This is a genomic window from Antarctobacter sp., from assembly GCF_965277915.1.
In the GTDB taxonomy this organism is placed as follows: Bacteria; Pseudomonadota; Alphaproteobacteria; order Rhodobacterales; family Rhodobacteraceae; genus Antarctobacter.
Window position 1 is genome coordinate 3,239,335 of the sequence record NZ_OZ255849.1, and the last position, 15,060, is coordinate 3,254,394.

At 63.9% G+C, this 15,060-nt stretch carries 12 protein-coding genes; 1 reads left to right on the forward strand and 11 read right to left on the reverse strand.

Translation table 11 applies throughout. The annotated features are described in order from the left end of the window. Position 1: 1 nt before the first annotated feature. Together ACQY5B_RS16680 and ACQY5B_RS16685 are read right to left on the reverse strand one after the other, a co-directional pair. Positions 2–457 (reverse strand): group II truncated hemoglobin, encoded by a 456-nt coding sequence (locus tag ACQY5B_RS16680; protein WP_420328441.1) that lies wholly within the window; start codon positions 455–457, stop codon positions 2–4. Between the two features lie 44 nt (positions 458–501). Further along, entirely contained in the window at positions 502–2,874 is a 2,373-nt protein-coding gene (locus ACQY5B_RS16685) for a trimethylamine N-oxide demethylase (protein ID WP_420328440.1), read from the reverse strand. 121 nt (positions 2,875–2,995) lie between these two features. On the opposite strand from ACQY5B_RS16685, the gene ACQY5B_RS16690 reads away from it, so the two are divergent. Further along, positions 2,996–3,841, forward strand: a complete 846-nt coding sequence (locus ACQY5B_RS16690) for an EamA family transporter (protein WP_420328438.1) — start codon at positions 2,996–2,998, stop codon at positions 3,839–3,841. Between the two features lie 17 nt (positions 3,842–3,858). Here the strand turns inward: ACQY5B_RS16690 and ACQY5B_RS16695 are convergent, their stop codons facing one another. The 9 genes from ACQY5B_RS16695 to ACQY5B_RS16735 all read right to left on the reverse strand — a co-directional run bounded on the left by ACQY5B_RS16695 (position 3,859) and on the right by ACQY5B_RS16735 (position 14,697). Then, the gene (locus tag ACQY5B_RS16695; protein WP_420328437.1) at positions 3,859–4,734 is read right to left on the reverse strand and encodes a bifunctional 5,10-methylenetetrahydrofolate dehydrogenase/5,10-methenyltetrahydrofolate cyclohydrolase; all 876 of its coding nucleotides are present in this window, start codon (positions 4,732–4,734) and stop codon (positions 3,859–3,861) included. Continuing rightward, entirely contained in the window at positions 4,731–5,648 is a 918-nt protein-coding gene (gene folD / locus ACQY5B_RS16700; RefSeq protein ID WP_420326371.1) for a bifunctional methylenetetrahydrofolate dehydrogenase/methenyltetrahydrofolate cyclohydrolase FolD, read from the reverse strand. Before folD ends, ACQY5B_RS16695 begins: the two co-directional genes overlap by 4 nt. Further along, positions 5,645–5,959: a chorismate mutase gene (locus tag ACQY5B_RS16705; RefSeq protein ID WP_305972705.1), complete on the reverse strand. Its 315-nt coding sequence runs from the start codon at positions 5,957–5,959 to the stop codon at positions 5,645–5,647. The genes folD and ACQY5B_RS16705 overlap by 4 nt, the downstream gene beginning before the upstream one ends. Beyond that, complete coding sequence (locus ACQY5B_RS16710; RefSeq protein ID WP_420326372.1) at positions 5,956–6,195, reverse strand: hypothetical protein; 240 nt, start codon at positions 6,193–6,195, stop codon at positions 5,956–5,958. The genes ACQY5B_RS16705 and ACQY5B_RS16710 overlap by 4 nt, the downstream gene beginning before the upstream one ends. A 45-nt stretch (positions 6,196–6,240) precedes the next feature. Then, positions 6,241–7,917, reverse strand: a complete 1,677-nt coding sequence (locus ACQY5B_RS16715; RefSeq protein WP_420328436.1) for a formate--tetrahydrofolate ligase — start codon at positions 7,915–7,917, stop codon at positions 6,241–6,243. Between the two features lie 28 nt (positions 7,918–7,945). Next, positions 7,946–10,723: a formate dehydrogenase subunit alpha gene (gene fdhF / locus ACQY5B_RS16720; RefSeq protein WP_420328434.1), complete on the reverse strand. Its 2,778-nt coding sequence runs from the start codon at positions 10,721–10,723 to the stop codon at positions 7,946–7,948. A 3-nt stretch (positions 10,724–10,726) separates the two neighbouring features. After that, the gene (locus ACQY5B_RS16725; protein WP_420328432.1) at positions 10,727–12,409 is read right to left on the reverse strand and encodes an NAD(P)H-dependent oxidoreductase subunit E; all 1,683 of its coding nucleotides are present in this window, start codon (positions 12,407–12,409) and stop codon (positions 10,727–10,729) included. A gap of 561 nt (positions 12,410–12,970) precedes the next feature. After that, the gene (locus ACQY5B_RS16730) at positions 12,971–13,618 is read right to left on the reverse strand and encodes an aminotransferase class IV family protein (protein WP_428400295.1); all 648 of its coding nucleotides are present in this window, start codon (positions 13,616–13,618) and stop codon (positions 12,971–12,973) included. After that, a complete protein-coding gene (locus tag ACQY5B_RS16735; protein ID WP_420328428.1) occupies positions 13,576–14,697 on the reverse strand; it encodes an aminodeoxychorismate synthase component I in 1,122 nt (373 codons plus the stop codon). The genes ACQY5B_RS16730 and ACQY5B_RS16735 overlap by 43 nt, the downstream gene beginning before the upstream one ends. Positions 14,698–15,060: the final 363 nt, after the last annotated feature.

The window sequence follows — 15,060 nt, forward strand, 5'->3', positions numbered from 1 at the left end:
CTCAGCCCCGGCGCAAGGCCCCGTGATCGCGCAGGACCTCCCTGTCCTGTGCCTCTTCGCCCTGGCGCCAGTCTGGAACATCGTTCACCAGCATGTGCGCGGCCCGTTGCAGGGTCGCGCGCATCTTGTCGACCGCCGGACCCGCCAGCCCCACGTCGGCCAATGCCCTGTCGAACGTCTGCAGCCACATCTCCGCATCCGCCTCGCGGATCGGGATGTGGGCATGGATTTCGCGCAGGTTCATGTGGCCGTTGCGTTCGCGGTAATAGGGCCTGCCGCCGAGAAAACCGCTCATGAACTCGAACTGAGCCTGCCGTGTATGGGACAGTCCGTGCCCCCGGAAATGCAGGCGATGCAATTCATGCACCGCCGGATCCGTTTCCATGAGATCGTAGAACTGCTCCACGAGGTCTCGCAGTGCGGTTTCACCGCCGATTTCTTCCAATGCGCTTGTCATGGCAAGGACCTAACCCGCCGCGGATTTGGCGGCTTTGAGATACGTCAAGACCGCGGCTTTTCCTTCTTCGGATCATAGGCGGCCAGATCGGCGCGGATGGTGGCGGGTAGGCGTTTCTGATGCCCGTCCAGCTTGCCGATTTCTACCTGCGTGCCCGGTTCGCAATGGGCCACGTCGACCCGTGCCATGGCGATGTTCCGCCCCAGGATCGGAGAACGCATGGAGGAGGTGATCTCTCCGATCTGCGCGCGGCCAATGTGGACGCAATCGCCGTGCCCGACCTCGACGTTGCTGTCGATGTCCAGCCCGACCAGCTTGCGCATCGGGTTTTCCTTGCGACGGATCAGCGCCTCGCGCCCAATGAAATCATCCGGCTTGGACTTCAGCGGTACGGTAAAGCCGACACCGGCCTCGAACGGATCGGTCTGGTCCGAGAAATCATAGCCAGCAAAGATCAGCCCGGCTTCGATCCGCACCATGTCCAGCGCCTCCAGCCCCATCGGGCGGATACCATGCGCCTGCCCCGCCTCCCAGACGGCGTCAAAGACCTCTCCCGCGTGTTTCGGGTGGCAGAAGATCTCGTACCCCAGTTCGCCGGTATAGCCTGTCCGGCTGACCACGACCGGGATACCCTGATCGTCACCGATACGGGCGGGCGCAAAGCGGAACCAGGCGAGATCCTCGAAATTCGGCTGGTGCGGCGCGGTCCAGATAACCTTCTTCAGCAGATCACGGCTTTCGGGCCCTTGCACGGCGATGTTGTGCTGCATGTCGGTCGAGGACCGGATCAGCACCTTCAATCCCAGTTCCTCGGCCTTTTCGCGGAGCCAGTCGCCACCGTAATCCGAACCGCCAATCCAGCGGAAGTTGTCCTTGCCGAGGCGGAACACGGTGCCGTCGTCGATCATGCCGCCATGCGGATAGCACATCGCGGTATAGACGACGCCGCCTACCGGAAGCGTCTTCATGTTGCGGGTAAAGACATACTGGCACAGCGCCTCGCTGTCCGGGCCGGTGATCTCGAACTTGCGCAGTGCAGACAGATCCAGCACGACGCATTTCTCGCGGCAGGCGTGGTATTCCTCGATCGGGCCGGCGCTGGACATGCAGTTTGCCAACCAAAAGCCGTTGTATTCTATGAAGTTGTCGGTGAACCGGTCGAACCGGTCGTGAAAGCCTGTCTGTTTGGTCATCTTCGGTTCCGCATCAGGTGTGGGGCGGTACGCCACGGCGCGTTGAAAGGATTCCTTGCCGCTGTATGTGCGCACATGGATATCGGTCGGGTTCCAGCCGTTCGCCGCCGAGGTATCGTCCGGGCAGGCCGAGCTGACGCAGACAAGGTCGGTCAGGGCACGCAGCAACACATAGTCGCCGGGGCGCGACCAGGGTTCGTCGGAATACATCACCCCGTGCTCGTCCAGCCCGGTGTTGAAGAAGAAGTTGATCGCCATCCAGCCCTTGCGCCCGGTCACCCCATGCGGCGCCAGGGCGCCGTTGAAGTTGTCGGAACAGTTGACGTGTCCGGGATAGCCGATGTCGTCGTAGTATTTGGCCGAACAGGCCAGGGCAAAGGCATCGTGCCGACCGCAGGTATCCTGGATCACCTCGACCAGCGGCAGCATGTCCTGATCATAGTATTTCGCATGCAGCCCCGGCATCGGGTAGGCATGTTCCATCAGCGTCCGCGTCGTGGTCACGTCCAGCGCGTGCTCGATCCCCTTGTCCAGCTTGCGAGCCGAAAAGCACTGGAAATCCGTGCATTGCCGCCCGTCCACGTCAAGGATCTGGATATAGTCACCCGCCTTGACGAAATAAGCCTCGGCGGTTGCCGAATGCACGCGCACGTCGGCGACCGGATCGGCAAGCGGATCGGGCAGTTCGAACTTGGGCACCGGCTTGATCGTCGCCCGCCGGATGTAGACCGTCAGCGGCGTCGCCGTGTCCTGCACTTCGAAATCCATGATGCCGCCAGGCGCGGCGATGATGGCGATCCCTTCGTGCGCGGCAGTAAAGCTCTCGGTGGTCCGGGCCGGGGTCGCGGCCTCGAACAGATGGATCGCCTCGGCCTTTGCCAGGTCCAGACCACGCGCCTCGATCCCCATGCGCAGGCTACGCAGGGACTGGTCGGTCGAGGTCAGCAGCGCCTGAAGCCCGTTTGCGGAACCTTGCGCGCGCGCGCCGATCAATCCGGCATCGAAAGTGCCGTCCGGGTGGGCACAAACGATTTCGCACCGCTGGCCGCCTTCCGTGTTCTCTATTTCCAGCCTGTCCCCGGCCTCGAGCCGGACAAGGATCGCGCCCATGCCTTCAACGACATAGCGCTCTGTCCCGGGAGGCATCGAGAAGACCCGAGGCTCGAAGATCCCACTGGGCCGCGGCGGTCCGGGGACCACGTTGGGATATCTGGTATCAAGCACGTCCATTCCTCCCGAGATTTGCCTTTACGGAAAATAATATTAATGATGAGAATATACCCGGTGGTTTGTTCGCGCAAGCGATACGGACAGGAATCTCTCTAATCGACAGGAGTTTCACGATATGAGTGCGCTTTTTCTGGGCCTGGTTGCGGCCGTTTGCTGGGGTCTGCATGACATCGCGATTCGCTATCTCAGCCGGACCGTCCCGCTCATGGGCGCATTGCTTGTGGTTCTCCTGACGGGGCTCGCGTTCCAAGGCAGCGTGATTCTCGTCAAGGGAGAGTGGCTTTTGCCACAGGGGCCGGCGCTCGGGTATGCATTGGCGGCGGGGTTCACCTTTCTCGCGGCAAGTCTCGGGCTTTATTTCGCCTTTGAGCGGGGGCCTGTAAGACTGGTCAGCCCCATCATCGGCGCCTTTCCCATCCTTTCCCTGTTCTACGCGGCGCTTGGGGGCTCGACCATCACGCCAGATCAGATTGCCACCGTTCTGGTTGTGATAGGTGCCGTCGGCCTGGTGGCGATACTCTCGGATTCCTCGCAGAGCGACATCCCGCCGCGCGGGCCGACGATCGCCTACTCGCTGCTCTCGGCCATCGGCTACGCCAGCACCTTCAAGCTGGGCCAGCTGGCCGCGGAAACCGGGGGCGAATGGCAAAGCACATTCGCCACGCGGCTTGTCGCGCTTGTCCTCCTGTGCGGGATCCTCTGGGCGCTGCGGCCCGACATCCGGGTCGGCCGCAAGGCCGTGGTGCCGCTGGTGACCATGGGCCTGCTGGATGGCATCGCCCTGCTGTCGGTGATCTCGGCCGCATCGTTGCCGCAGCCCGAGTTCGCGGCGGTCGCGGCCTCGATCTTTGGCCTCTTCACGATCCTGCTGGCGCGTATTCTGTTGAACGAACAGATGCGGATCGCGCAATGGGCGGGCTGTATCGTGGCCTTTCTGGGGATCGGCTACCTGACGCTCTGACCAATTGGCGGAGCCATTCAGCTCCGCCAGCCGGCCGCCTGTTGTCGTTCGTAGGCGCGGATCGCGTTCCGCATCAGGATCGCGACCGTCACGGGACCGACACCGCCCGGCACCGGAGTGATCCAACCGGCGACTTCCTTGACGGCGTCGGTATCCACGTCGCCGACGATCTCGGTCGTGCCGTCGGAATGAACCCGCTGGTTGATACCGATGTCGATCACCGCCGCCCCGGGTTTCACCATGTCGGAACCGATCAGATGCGCCTTGCCCACAGCGACAACGATCACGTCGGCACGGCGCGAGTGCATGGCCACGGAACGCGTCAGATGGTGACAGACCGTGACCGTGGCGCCTTCTGCCATCAGCATCATCGCCGCCGGTTTCCCGACGATTTCCGAATGCCCCACCATCACGACCTCCAGCCCCTCCATGTTGAGGCCGGTGGCGCGCACCAGCTCGACGGCAGCGGCCGCGGTACAGGGCGCCATCGCAACATCATTGTAGACGATGTTGCCGATCGAGGCAGGGTTCATGCCCTCCACATCCTTGAGCGGGTGGATCGCGGATTGCAAAGAGCGGACGTTGATGTGGCTTGGCACCGGGCGCTGCAGGATGATGCCCAGTACCTCCGGGTCATCATTCATTTCCTGGATACGCGCCTTGCAGTCTTCCTGTGTCACCTCCCCGCCCCAGAATTCCTGGTCAAAGGGCAGGTCGACGGCTGCAGCGGCCCGGGCCTGGTTGCGGACATAGACCGCAACCTCCGGAACATCCCCGATCGAGATCGACACGAGCTTGCCGATCCGCCCGGCGGAATTGGTAATGCCGCGTACCTCGGCCAGGATACGCTCCTGCACGGGCTTGCCTAGCAGCAACCGGGGATCCTGTTTCATGCGGTCAGCCCCTCCGGCTCATCCAGTCCGTTGGCCCGGCAGCAGGCGGTCAGCGTGTTGGCCAGCAGGCAGGCGATGGTCATCGGGCCGACGCCGCCGGGGACCGGCGTGATCGCCCCTGCCACCGCGGCACAGCTCTCGTAGTGCGCGTCGCCGACCAGGCGGGTCTTGACGCTGCCATCTTCCCTGGTGCCCTTTTCCGGCGCGTCGATACGGTTGATGCCCACGTCGATCACCGTGGCCCCCGGCTTGATCCAGTCGCCCGGCACCATCTCGGGGCGGCCCACGGCGGCGACGACGATATCGGCGCGGCGCACGACCTCGGGCAGGTCCTTGGTGCGGCTGTGGGCAATCGTCACCGTGCAGCTGTCGCCCAGCAGCAGTTGCGCCATCGGCTTGCCGACGATGTTCGACCGGCCGATCACAACCGCGTCCAGGCCACTCAGCGAGCCGTGGTGATCGCGCAGCATCATCAGGCAGCCCAGCGGCGTGCAGGGCACCATGGATTTCTGCCCCGTGCCCAGCAGGCCGACGTTGGAAATGTGAAAGCCGTCCACGTCCTTGGCCGGGTCGATCGCGTTGATCACCAGGTCCTCGTCGAGGTGTTTCGGCAAGGGCAGCTGCACCAGGATGCCATGCACCGCCGGGTCCTTGTTCAGCTTGTCGATCAGCGCCAGAAGGTCCGCCTCGGAGGTATCGGCCTCCAGCTTGTGCTCGTAGGAGTTCATGCCGGTCTCGACGGTCTGCTTGCCCTTCGAGCGGACGTAGACCTGGCTGGCCGGGTCCTCTCCCACCAGCACCACCGCCAGGCCGGGCGTGATGCCGTTTTCATCCTTCAGCCGCGCCACATGCGCCGCCACCTTCTCGCGGACCGTGGCCGCAAAGGCCTTGCCGTCAATGATTGTTGCGCTCATCCGTCTTTTCCTTCCTTGCCGATCACCCGTTCCTCACGGGCAATCACCGTCTCGATCATGAGTGTCCAAATCGCCCGGGCGAGTTCCGGATCCAGCCCCTCGGCCCGGGCCCTGTCGCCAACATTGGCCAGAACCGCCTCGATCCGGCGCGGCGCCCGGGCCGCGATGCCCTCGCGGGCCTTCAGGTCGGGCGCGCGGTCGGTATAGCCTTCACGCTCTGCCAGAAGGCGCACCAGCTCGCGGTCGATCTCGTCGATACAGAGCCGAAGTTCCGCCATGGTCTCAATGGTTTCGGGGGCAGGACGCGTCATGGATTTCCCTTTTCGCAATGGAACCTGCCCATCCCTACCGTCATTTTCCGGCGCCGTCCGGCCCCGGGAAAGCCATCCCGCAAAATTCCGGGAATTTTTTTCCAGAGCCACAGAACCGGCAGCAGCAGCACGAACCCGAGTCGGCCTTCCCTGCCGCTGCCTCCCGGGATCAGCCAACGTGCCAGCGTCACCCCGATCACCGCCGTCACGATGGTCAGGACCGGCAAACCGAACACGCCCGCGACGATGATCGTACCGCGCGGGCGTGCCCTCTTTGTCGCTCAGAACAGGCCCTCGATCTGGCCCGCGTCGTTCAGGCGGATGCTTTCCGACGCCGGCACCCTGGGCAGGCCCGGCATGGTCATGATCTCGCCGCAGACGACGACGATAAAGCCCGCCCCCGCCGACAGCCGCACCTCGCGCACCGGCACCGAATGGCCGGTGGGCGCGCCACGCAGGTTCGGATCGGTCGAGAAGGAATACTGCGTCTTGGCCATGCAGACCGGCAGGTTGCCATAGCCCTGCTCTTCCCAGAGCTTCAGCTGATCGCGGATCTTCTTGTCCATCAGCGCCTCGTCGGCGCGGTAGATCCGCTTGCAGATGGTCTGGATCTTCTCGGCCAGCGGCATCTCGTCGGGATAGATCGGCGAGAAGTTGGCGCTTTCGCCCTCTGCCACCGCCACGACCTTGCGGGCAAGATCGGCCGAGCCTTCCGACCCCAGTTCCCAGTGACGGCTCAGCACCGCCTCGGCACCGTGGCTGGCGACATAGTCCTTGATCGCCGCGACCTCGGCATCGGTATCGGTGACGAAGTGGTTGATCGCCACGACAACCGGCACGCCGAAGGATTTGAGGTTCTCGATGTGACGGCCCAGGTTCGGACAGCCCTTCTTGACCGCATCCACGTTCTCGGCGCCCAGGTCGGCCTTGGCCACGCCGCCGTTCATCTTCATCGCGCGCACGGTGGCCACGCAGACCACGGCGGACGGCGCAAGACCGGCCTTGCGGCACTTGATGTTCATGAACTTCTCGGCCCCCAGGTCGGCGCCAAAGCCCGCCTCGGTCACGACGTAGTCGGCCAGTTTCAGCGCCGTGGTCGTCGCGATGACCGAGTTGCAGCCGTGCGCGATATTGGCGAAGGGGCCACCGTGCACGAAGGCCGGGTTGTTCTCCAGCGTCTGCACCAGGTTCGGCTGCATCGCGTCCTTGAGCAGCACGGTCATCGCGCCCTCGGCCTTGATGTCGCGGCAGAAGACCGGCGACTTGTCGCGGCGATAGGCGATGATCATCGCGCCCAGGCGCTCTTCGAGGTCCTTGAGATCCTTGGCAAGGCAGAGGATCGCCATGACCTCGGAGGCCACGGTGATGTCGAACCCATCCTCACGCGGGAACCCGTTGGCCACGCCGCCCAGCGACGAGGTGATCTGCCGCAGCGAGCGGTCGTTCATGTCGACGACCCGGCGCCACTGGACCCGGCGCAGGTCGATCTCCTGCGCGTTGCCCCAGTAGATGTGGTTGTCGATCATCGCCGACAGCAGGCTGTGCGCGCTGGTGATGGCGTGGAAGTCGCCGGTGAAATGGAGGTTCATCTCCTCCATCGGCACGACCTGCGCCTTGCCGCCCCCGGCGGCGCCGCCCTTCATGCCGAAGTTCGGTCCAAGCGAGGCCTCGCGGATGCAGATCATCGCCTTCTTGCCGATCTTGTTCAGACCGTCGCCAAGACCCACCGTCGTCGTCGTCTTGCCCTCGCCCGCAGGCGTCGGGTTGATCGCCGTCACCAGGATCAGCTTGCCGTCCGGACGGTCCTGAACCGAGTTGATGAAATCCTGGCTCACCTTCGCCTTGTCGTGACCGTAGGGCAGCAGGTGCTCACCCGGAATGTTCAGCGCATCACCAATCTCCTGGATCGGCTTCTTGCTCGCCTCGCGGGCTATTTCGATATCCGTTTTATGTGCCATGATAAGTCCCTGTGGGTTGGAGCTTGGGTTACTCGGCTGCGGTTTTTGCCAAGGCCTCGACCCTCACGGCCGAGAACTTGAACTCCGGGATCTTGCCGTAGGGGTCGATCGCCGGGTTGGTCAGGACGTTCGCCGCCGCTTCGACGAAGGCGAAGGGGACGAAAACCATATCCTCGGACACGGCCCGGTCGGCCCGCGCCATGATCTCGATGCTGCCGCGCCGTGTGGTCAGGCGGATCATCTCTCCGGGCGTGACGCCAAGCGTGCGCAGCGTTTTCGGATGCAGCGAACAGTTCGCTTCGGGTTCCACCGCGTCCAGGACGCTGGCCCGGCGCGTCATCGACCCGGTGTGCCAGTGTTCGAGCTGCCGGCCCGTGGTCATGATCATCGGGTAGGCCTCGTCCGGTGCCTCGTCCGGCGGGATTACGGCAGCGGGCGTGAACTTTGCGCGACCCTCCGGGCGCGGGAACCCGTCGCCGAAGACCACCGCCTGCCCCGGATCGGTCGGGCTGAGCGAGGGATAGGTCACGGTTTCGGTTTCCAGCCGGTCCCAGGTGATGTTGTCCAGCGACTTCATCACCAGTTTCATCTCGGCAAAGACCTCGGAGACATCCGAATAGTCCCAAGGCAGGCCAAGGCGCTGCGCCAGGTCGACGGTGATCGCCCAATCCTCGCGGGCCTCTCCCGGCGGCGCGACGGCCGGGCGCACGCGCTGCACCTGGCGGTTGGTGTTGCTGACGGTGCCGTTCTTTTCGTAGAGCGCGGAGGCAGGCAGGATCACGTCAGCGTAGTTCGCCGTCTCGGTCAGGAAGATGTCCTGCACCACCAGGTGTTCCAGCTTGGCAAAGGCCTCGCGGGCGTGGTCCACGTCCGGGTCGGACATGGCCGGGTTTTCACCCTGGATGTACATGCCCTTGATATTGCCCGCATAGACCTGATCGACGATCTCGGTGACGGTCAGGCCCTTCTTGTCGGACCAGTCCTCGTCCCGCCCCCAGACGCCGAAGATGTCCTCGCGCACCGCGGCATCCTCGACCGAACGGTAGTCAGGCACGAACATCGGGATCAGACCGGCGTCCGACGCCCCCTGGACATTGTTCTGGCCACGCAACGGGTGCAGACCGGTTCCCGGACGGCCGACATGCCCGGTCATCAGGGCAAGGCTGATGAGGCAGCGCGAGTTGTCGGTGCCGTGGATGTGCTGGCTGACACCCATGCCCCAGAAAATCATGCCTGCCTTGGCGCCTGCGAAGGTGCGCGCCACGTCGCGGATCACGTCGGGCGCAATCCCGCAGATCGGTTCCATCGCCTCGGGCGTGAAGGCCTTGAGGTGTTCCTTCTCCGCCTCCCAGTTCTCGGTGAAGGCTTCGATGTACTGTTGATCGTAGAGCCCCTCTTCGACGATCACGTTCATGATCGCGTTGAGCAGGCTGACGTCCGCGCCCGGGCGGAACTGCACCATCTGGTAGGCATGGCGTTTCAGCCCCTGCCCCCGCGGATCCATCACGATCAGCTTGCCGCCGCGCTTGGCGAACTGCTTGAAATAGGTCGCGGCAACGGGGTGGTTTTCCAGCGGGTTGGCCCCGATGATGATCGCCACGTCCGCGTTCTCGACCTCGTTGAACGTGGCGGTCACCGCGCCGGAACCGACGTTCTCGATCAGCGCCGAAACCGACGACGCATGGCAAAGCCGCGTGCAGTGGTCGACGTTGTTGTGCTTGAAGCCCTGGCGGATCAGTTTCTGGAACAGATAGGCCTCTTCGTTGGTGCACTTGGCACTGCCAAAGCCCGCCACCGACTGCCCGCCATGTGCCTGGCGCAGCTTGGCCAGACCACCGGCGGCGGCCTGCATCGCCTCTTCCCAAGAGGCTTCGCGGAAGTGGGTCATCAGGTTGCCGGGATCGACGTTCAGACCCTTGGCCGGCGCGTCCTCGCGGCGGATCAAGGGCTTGGTCAGGCGGTGCGGGTGGTGGATATAGTCAAACCCGAAGCGACCCTTGACGCAGAGGCGCCCCTCGTTTGCGGGGCCATTGATGCCCTCGACGTATTTGACCTTGCCATCCTTGACCTTGAGCGAAACCTTGCAGCCGACGCCGCAGAAGGGACAGACGCTTTCGGTTTCGCTGTCGAAATCCGCGCTGTCGCCCTGCTGCGCCTCGTCGACGACGGTAGAGGGCATCAGCGCACCCGTCGGGCAAGCCTGAACGCATTCACCGCAGGCAACGCAGGTAGAGGCGCCCATCGGGTCGGCGAAATCGAAGGTCGGATAGGCATCGTGGCCACGACCGGCCATGCCGATCACGTCGTTGACCTGAACCTCGCGGCAGGCCCGCACGCACAGGCCGCACTGGATGCAGGCATCGAGGTTCACGCTCATCGCGACGTGGCTGTCGTCCAGCAGCGGGATGCGGCCCTCCTCCAGTTTGGGAAAGCGGCTGGTATCGATGCCGTTTTCGTCGGCCATGTCCCAGAGGTGCGAGGACCGGTCATGCGCGACTTCGCGTTCCGGCTGGTCCGCGACAAGCAGTTCCAAGACCATGTTGCGCGCGGCCTTGGCGCGGTTGGTCGCGGTGTTGACGACCATGCCCTCGGACGGCTCACGAATGCAGGAGGCGGCCAGAGTGCGCTCGCCCTCGATCTCGACCATGCAGGCGCGGCAGTTGCCATCGGGGCGATAGCCCGGCGCCGGCTTGTGGCAGAGGTGCGGGATCTTGAGGCCGCGGCCATTGGCCACTTCCCAGATCGTCATCCCCTTTTCGGCGGTGACGTCCTGGCCGTCCAGCTTGAAGGTGATTGTCTCGCTCATCGCTCAGACCTCGTCGGGAAAATGCTTGATTGTCAGGCGGATCGGGTTCGGGGCTGCCTGTCCAAGGCCACAGATCGAGGCGTCGACCATCGTCTGGCTCAGTTCCTCGAGCAGGCCCTGGTCCCAGCGGTCGGCCTGCATCAGCTTGACCGCCTTTTCACACCCCGCACGGCAGGGCGTGCACTGGCCACAGCTTTCATCCTCGAAGAACCGCAGCATGTTCAGCGCGGCAGCGCGGGCGCTGTCCTTGTCCGACAGGACGACAACGGCTGCCGAGCCGATGAAAGACCCATGCGGCTGCAGCGTGTCGAAATCCAGCGGTACGTCGTTCAGTGACGCGGGCAACAGTCCCGAGGACGGACCGCCGGGCTGGTAGGCCTTGAAGGCATGACCATCCAGCATCCCACCCGCTGCCTCGATGATGTCGGTGATCGTCGAGCCCGCCGGCAGGAGATGCACGCCGGGGTTCTTGACACGGCCGGAAACCGAGTAGCTGCGCAGCCCCTTGCGGCCGTTCTTTTCGACCGAGTTCAGAACGTCCGGTCCTTCGCGCAGGATGCGGGCGACCCATTTCAGCGTTTCGACGTTGTGAACCAGTGTCGGCCGGTCAAAGACACCGACCTGTGCGACAAAAGGCGGGCGGTGGCGCGGGATGCCGCGCTTGCCTTCGATCGACTCGATCATCGCGCTTTCTTCGCCGCAGATGTAGGCGCCGGCGCCGCGGCGCAGGTCGATATATCCGGGCGCAACGATGCCGGCCTCTTCCAGCGCGGCGATCTCACGGCGCAGGATTTCCAGAACCGCGGGGTACTCGTCCCGCATGTAGATGAAACAGGTTTCCGCCTCGACCGCCCAGGCCGCGATCAACATGCCTTCGAGGAACAGGTGCGGCGTGCGTTCAAGGTAATAGCGATCCTTGAAGGTTCCGGGTTCGCCCTCGTCGCCGTTCACCGCCAGGTAGCGCGGACCGGCATTGGCGCGCACAAAGCCCCATTTCTTGCCCGACGGGAAACCTGCGCCGCCAAGCCCGCGCAGGCCGGCAGACAAGACCTTGTCTTGTACCGCTTCCCAATCGCCACCCTGACGCAGGTCGGCCAGCACCTCGTAGCCGCCACCCGCACGATAGGCCTCGAACCCCTCGTAGTCTGGAATGCGGGCATGGGTCTCGCCTGCGGCGATCGCCGCCTGCACCTTTTCCGGCGTGGCATTGTCGATGTGGTTGTGGCCCAGTTCCAGAACCGGCGCGGTATCGCATCGGCCCATGCAAGGTGCGCGCAGAACGCGAACCTCGGTCGGGTCCATGCCCTTTTCCAGGGCCGCGCGGAGTTGTTCCGCCCCCGCCAGTTCGCAGGACAGCGAGTCGCAGACACGGATTGTCAGCGCGGGCGGCGGAGTTTCGTTTTCCTTGATGACGTCGAAATGCGCATAGAAGGTCGCGACCTCGTAGACCTCGGCCATGCTCAGCCGCATTTCTTCGGCAAGGGCACGCAGGTGCCGGGCCGACAGGTGTCCAAAGTGGTCCTGGATCCGGTGCAGGTGCTCGATCAACAGGTCACGCCGGCGCGGCGCCTCCCCCAGAAGAGAGCGGACCTCGGCCAGTGCCTGGTCATCGTACTGGCGGCCCTTCGGCGTATGACGCCCTTTGCCTCGGCCTGTCTTCCAGATACCCACGTCATCGAGCGACATGTCCAACGATCCTCTCGGTTTTAGACCTTCAATACTTTCCCAATAATCAATTTATTTTACCCACGGTCAACACCAAATTTTGGCTTTGGAGGGAATCGGGCATCGCTGACGGAGACCGAACTGCGCCCTTTGCGCCGTTGATCCGTTCGTGCGGCGGCGCCGCGTCAAAACGGATCTCGCGGCCGAGAGGATCAGAATTAGACGCTTGAAATCAGTCTATTGAGATCAAAGGAACGCCAAGGCACCCCCCCACGTTGCACGCACATTGACAGTCTTCGCACGACAGGCCCGGTCGCCAAGGCCCCTTGCCTGCCATTGGCAATCGGCCGACGTGAAGCGCTTTGCCGACAATGCCAGTGAAATTCGTTCGCAAGCCCCGCGGCCTTGGCCTCATCCCGTCCATACCGCAAGGATTGGCGGCCTTAGCAGCCTGCCCATAGCAGGAAACGCCCTGCTATGGGCAGGCTGACAGCGGCGGGAATCAGGCTAGAGAATCGCCCCAACGGCGAAGGCGCGCGCAGCGCCGGGTGGGCCTGTCTCAGGGCCTGAGCCGTGTTGGGGTCAGCCGGGCCAGTCCACCAATTCCGCCTCGATCTGGCCGCGCAAGGCATTGCACATCCGCAATCCGGTGGCTGTCCGCAGGTCATCTGGCGTCACACTGCCAACCCGCAGCTCTCCGCTCGCCAAGAGATGCGCTCGCATGACCCCGGGCAAGACCCCGTCCGACAGGGGCGGCGTCACCCAATGCCCCTCCTGACGGACCAGCAAGTTGGTGATCGTCCCCTCGCAGACATGACCTTTCTCATTCACAAAGACCGCCTCATCCACACCGTCGGGAAGCGCGGCGCGCGTGTCATCGTAAAGCCGTCGACGGGTGGATTTCACCCGCAGCCAAGGGTCCTTCGAAGTCAGCCGTGCCGGCGCGATGGCAATGCGCCAGACGCCTGCAGGGGACGGCATGGGCGCGGTTGTCGTCTCGATCCGCCCATTGCTGTGCAACACGGTGCGCACCCGCAGCGGTTCCGTTCCCTCAATCCCTTCCAAGGCGTCGTCGAAAGCCTGGGGATCAAAGGGGAATCCCAGCTTGCGGGCCGAGAGGCACAGCCGGTCGCGGTGCCGACGCGCCAGGATCACGCCCCGCCCCGGCTGCCACAGCATTGTTTCGATCAGGCCGGTTCCTGCTGGAACGTCGCGAAACGGCTCTTCCACAGTGCCTCCTCATATTCGCTCTCTGCGCGGCTGTCCCAGACGAGACCGCCGCCGACATTCAGCACCGCCGTGCCATTCTCGACCAGCAGCGTCCGGATCGCCACGTTGAATTCCGATCGGCCGTCAGGCGCCGCCCAGCCGATGGCCCCGCAATAGGCTTCGCGCGGGGCCGTCTCCAGGTCGTTGATGACTTCCATCGCGCGGATCTTGGGGGCACCGGTGATCGAACCGCAGGGAAACAGGGCCCGAAAGATGTCGGAGAGTTCGGTGCCGGGAGCCAGGCGCGCCTCGATCTGGCTGACCATCTGGTGCACGGTTTCATAGGTCTCTACCTTGAACAGTTCCGGCACACGGACGGTTCCCGGCGTCGCGACCCGCGACAGATCGTTGCGCAGGAGATCAACGATCATGAGATTTTCGGCCAGGGTCTTTTCATCGCCGGACAGCCAGTCGCGCAGATCCGCGTCCTCTTGCGCCGTTCGCCCCCGAGGCGCGGTTCCCTTCATCGGACGCGTCGCGATGCGGCCATGTCCGTCGACGCGAAAGAACAGTTCGGGCGAGCGCGACAGGATGGCCGGGCCGTCATTCTGCATGACCAGCGCACCATGCGACACAGGTTGGCGAGCGGTGAGCGCCCCGTAGAGAGCCCGAAGATCACCAGAGAACGGCGCACGAAGCGGAAAGGTCAGGTTTGCCTGGTAGATGTCCCCGGAACCTATCCAGTCGTGAACCTGGGTGAAGGCGCTTCCGTAGCGTGAAGCGTCCCAGTCGGGCCGGAAGGCCCCCAGAGTGAAACCGCCTGTCGAAGGCGCTGTCGCGGATCGGGGCTCGGCATAGACGCCAAAGCACAAAAGCGGCATGCGCCGCGCGACCGGCATCCGTTCGGCAAGGCGCGGTTCCAGCGCATAGCCGAGTTCATAGCTGGCATAGCCGGCAATCCACTGCCCAGCCTTGCGCGCCGCATCCATGTCTGCGAGCGCCGCCGGCACATCCACTGCCCTGTCTGCACGGATCAGGCGCGACGGGCGCGCAAATTGTGCCGCTGCGCCGCCGGGGCCGAAATCGAACCGTATTTCCATCCTGCGCCCTGCCCAGAAGACCCGTTTCCAGACTCGGGAGCGATACAGCAGCACAGTGCTTGGTTCAATTTATTTCACCAAAGGGAAATTCGCCCGAAGCCAAAGCAGCTCTGCCTCATGCGCTCGATCCCTTCGGCACATGGCCGTACTTCAGAGAAGTTCGGGCAGGCTCACCCTGGGCGGTCAGGCTGTCCCTTATGCCGCGACAGGACCGCGCCACTCATCAACGCGCCGGCGCCATTGGTCTTGAAAGGCCCCGGCCAAAGAGCGCGCGTTTGGTCATGCGCTCTCGTAATCCAGCCAGTTGCCACGCTAAAGGCAGACCACCGTTGGCGACTCCACTTTTGGATACACTCTTAAAGT

Excerpts from the sequence above, each read along its gene's own strand:
- ACQY5B_RS16680 (WP_420328441.1), bottom strand. The coding sequence starts at position 457 with ATGACAAGCGCATTGGAAGAAATCGGCGGTGAAACCGCACTGCGAGAC.
- ACQY5B_RS16690 (WP_420328438.1), top strand. The coding sequence starts at position 2,996 with ATGAGTGCGCTTTTTCTGGGCCTGGTTGCGGCCGTTTGCTGGGGTCTG.
- ACQY5B_RS16695 (WP_420328437.1), bottom strand. The coding sequence starts at position 4,734 with ATGAAACAGGATCCCCGGTTGCTGCTAGGCAAGCCCGTGCAGGAGCGT.
- folD (WP_420326371.1), bottom strand. The coding sequence starts at position 5,648 with ATGAGCGCAACAATCATTGACGGCAAGGCCTTTGCGGCCACGGTCCGC.
- ACQY5B_RS16705 (WP_305972705.1), bottom strand. The coding sequence starts at position 5,959 with ATGACGCGTCCTGCCCCCGAAACCATTGAGACCATGGCGGAACTTCGG.
- ACQY5B_RS16715 (WP_420328436.1), bottom strand. The coding sequence starts at position 7,917 with ATGGCACATAAAACGGATATCGAAATAGCCCGCGAGGCGAGCAAGAAG.
- fdhF (WP_420328434.1), bottom strand. The coding sequence starts at position 10,723 with ATGAGCGAGACAATCACCTTCAAGCTGGACGGCCAGGACGTCACCGCC.
- ACQY5B_RS16725 (WP_420328432.1), bottom strand. The coding sequence starts at position 12,409 with ATGTCGCTCGATGACGTGGGTATCTGGAAGACAGGCCGAGGCAAAGGG.
- ACQY5B_RS16735 (WP_420328428.1), bottom strand. The coding sequence starts at position 14,697 with ATGGAAATACGGTTCGATTTCGGCCCCGGCGGCGCAGCGGCACAATTT.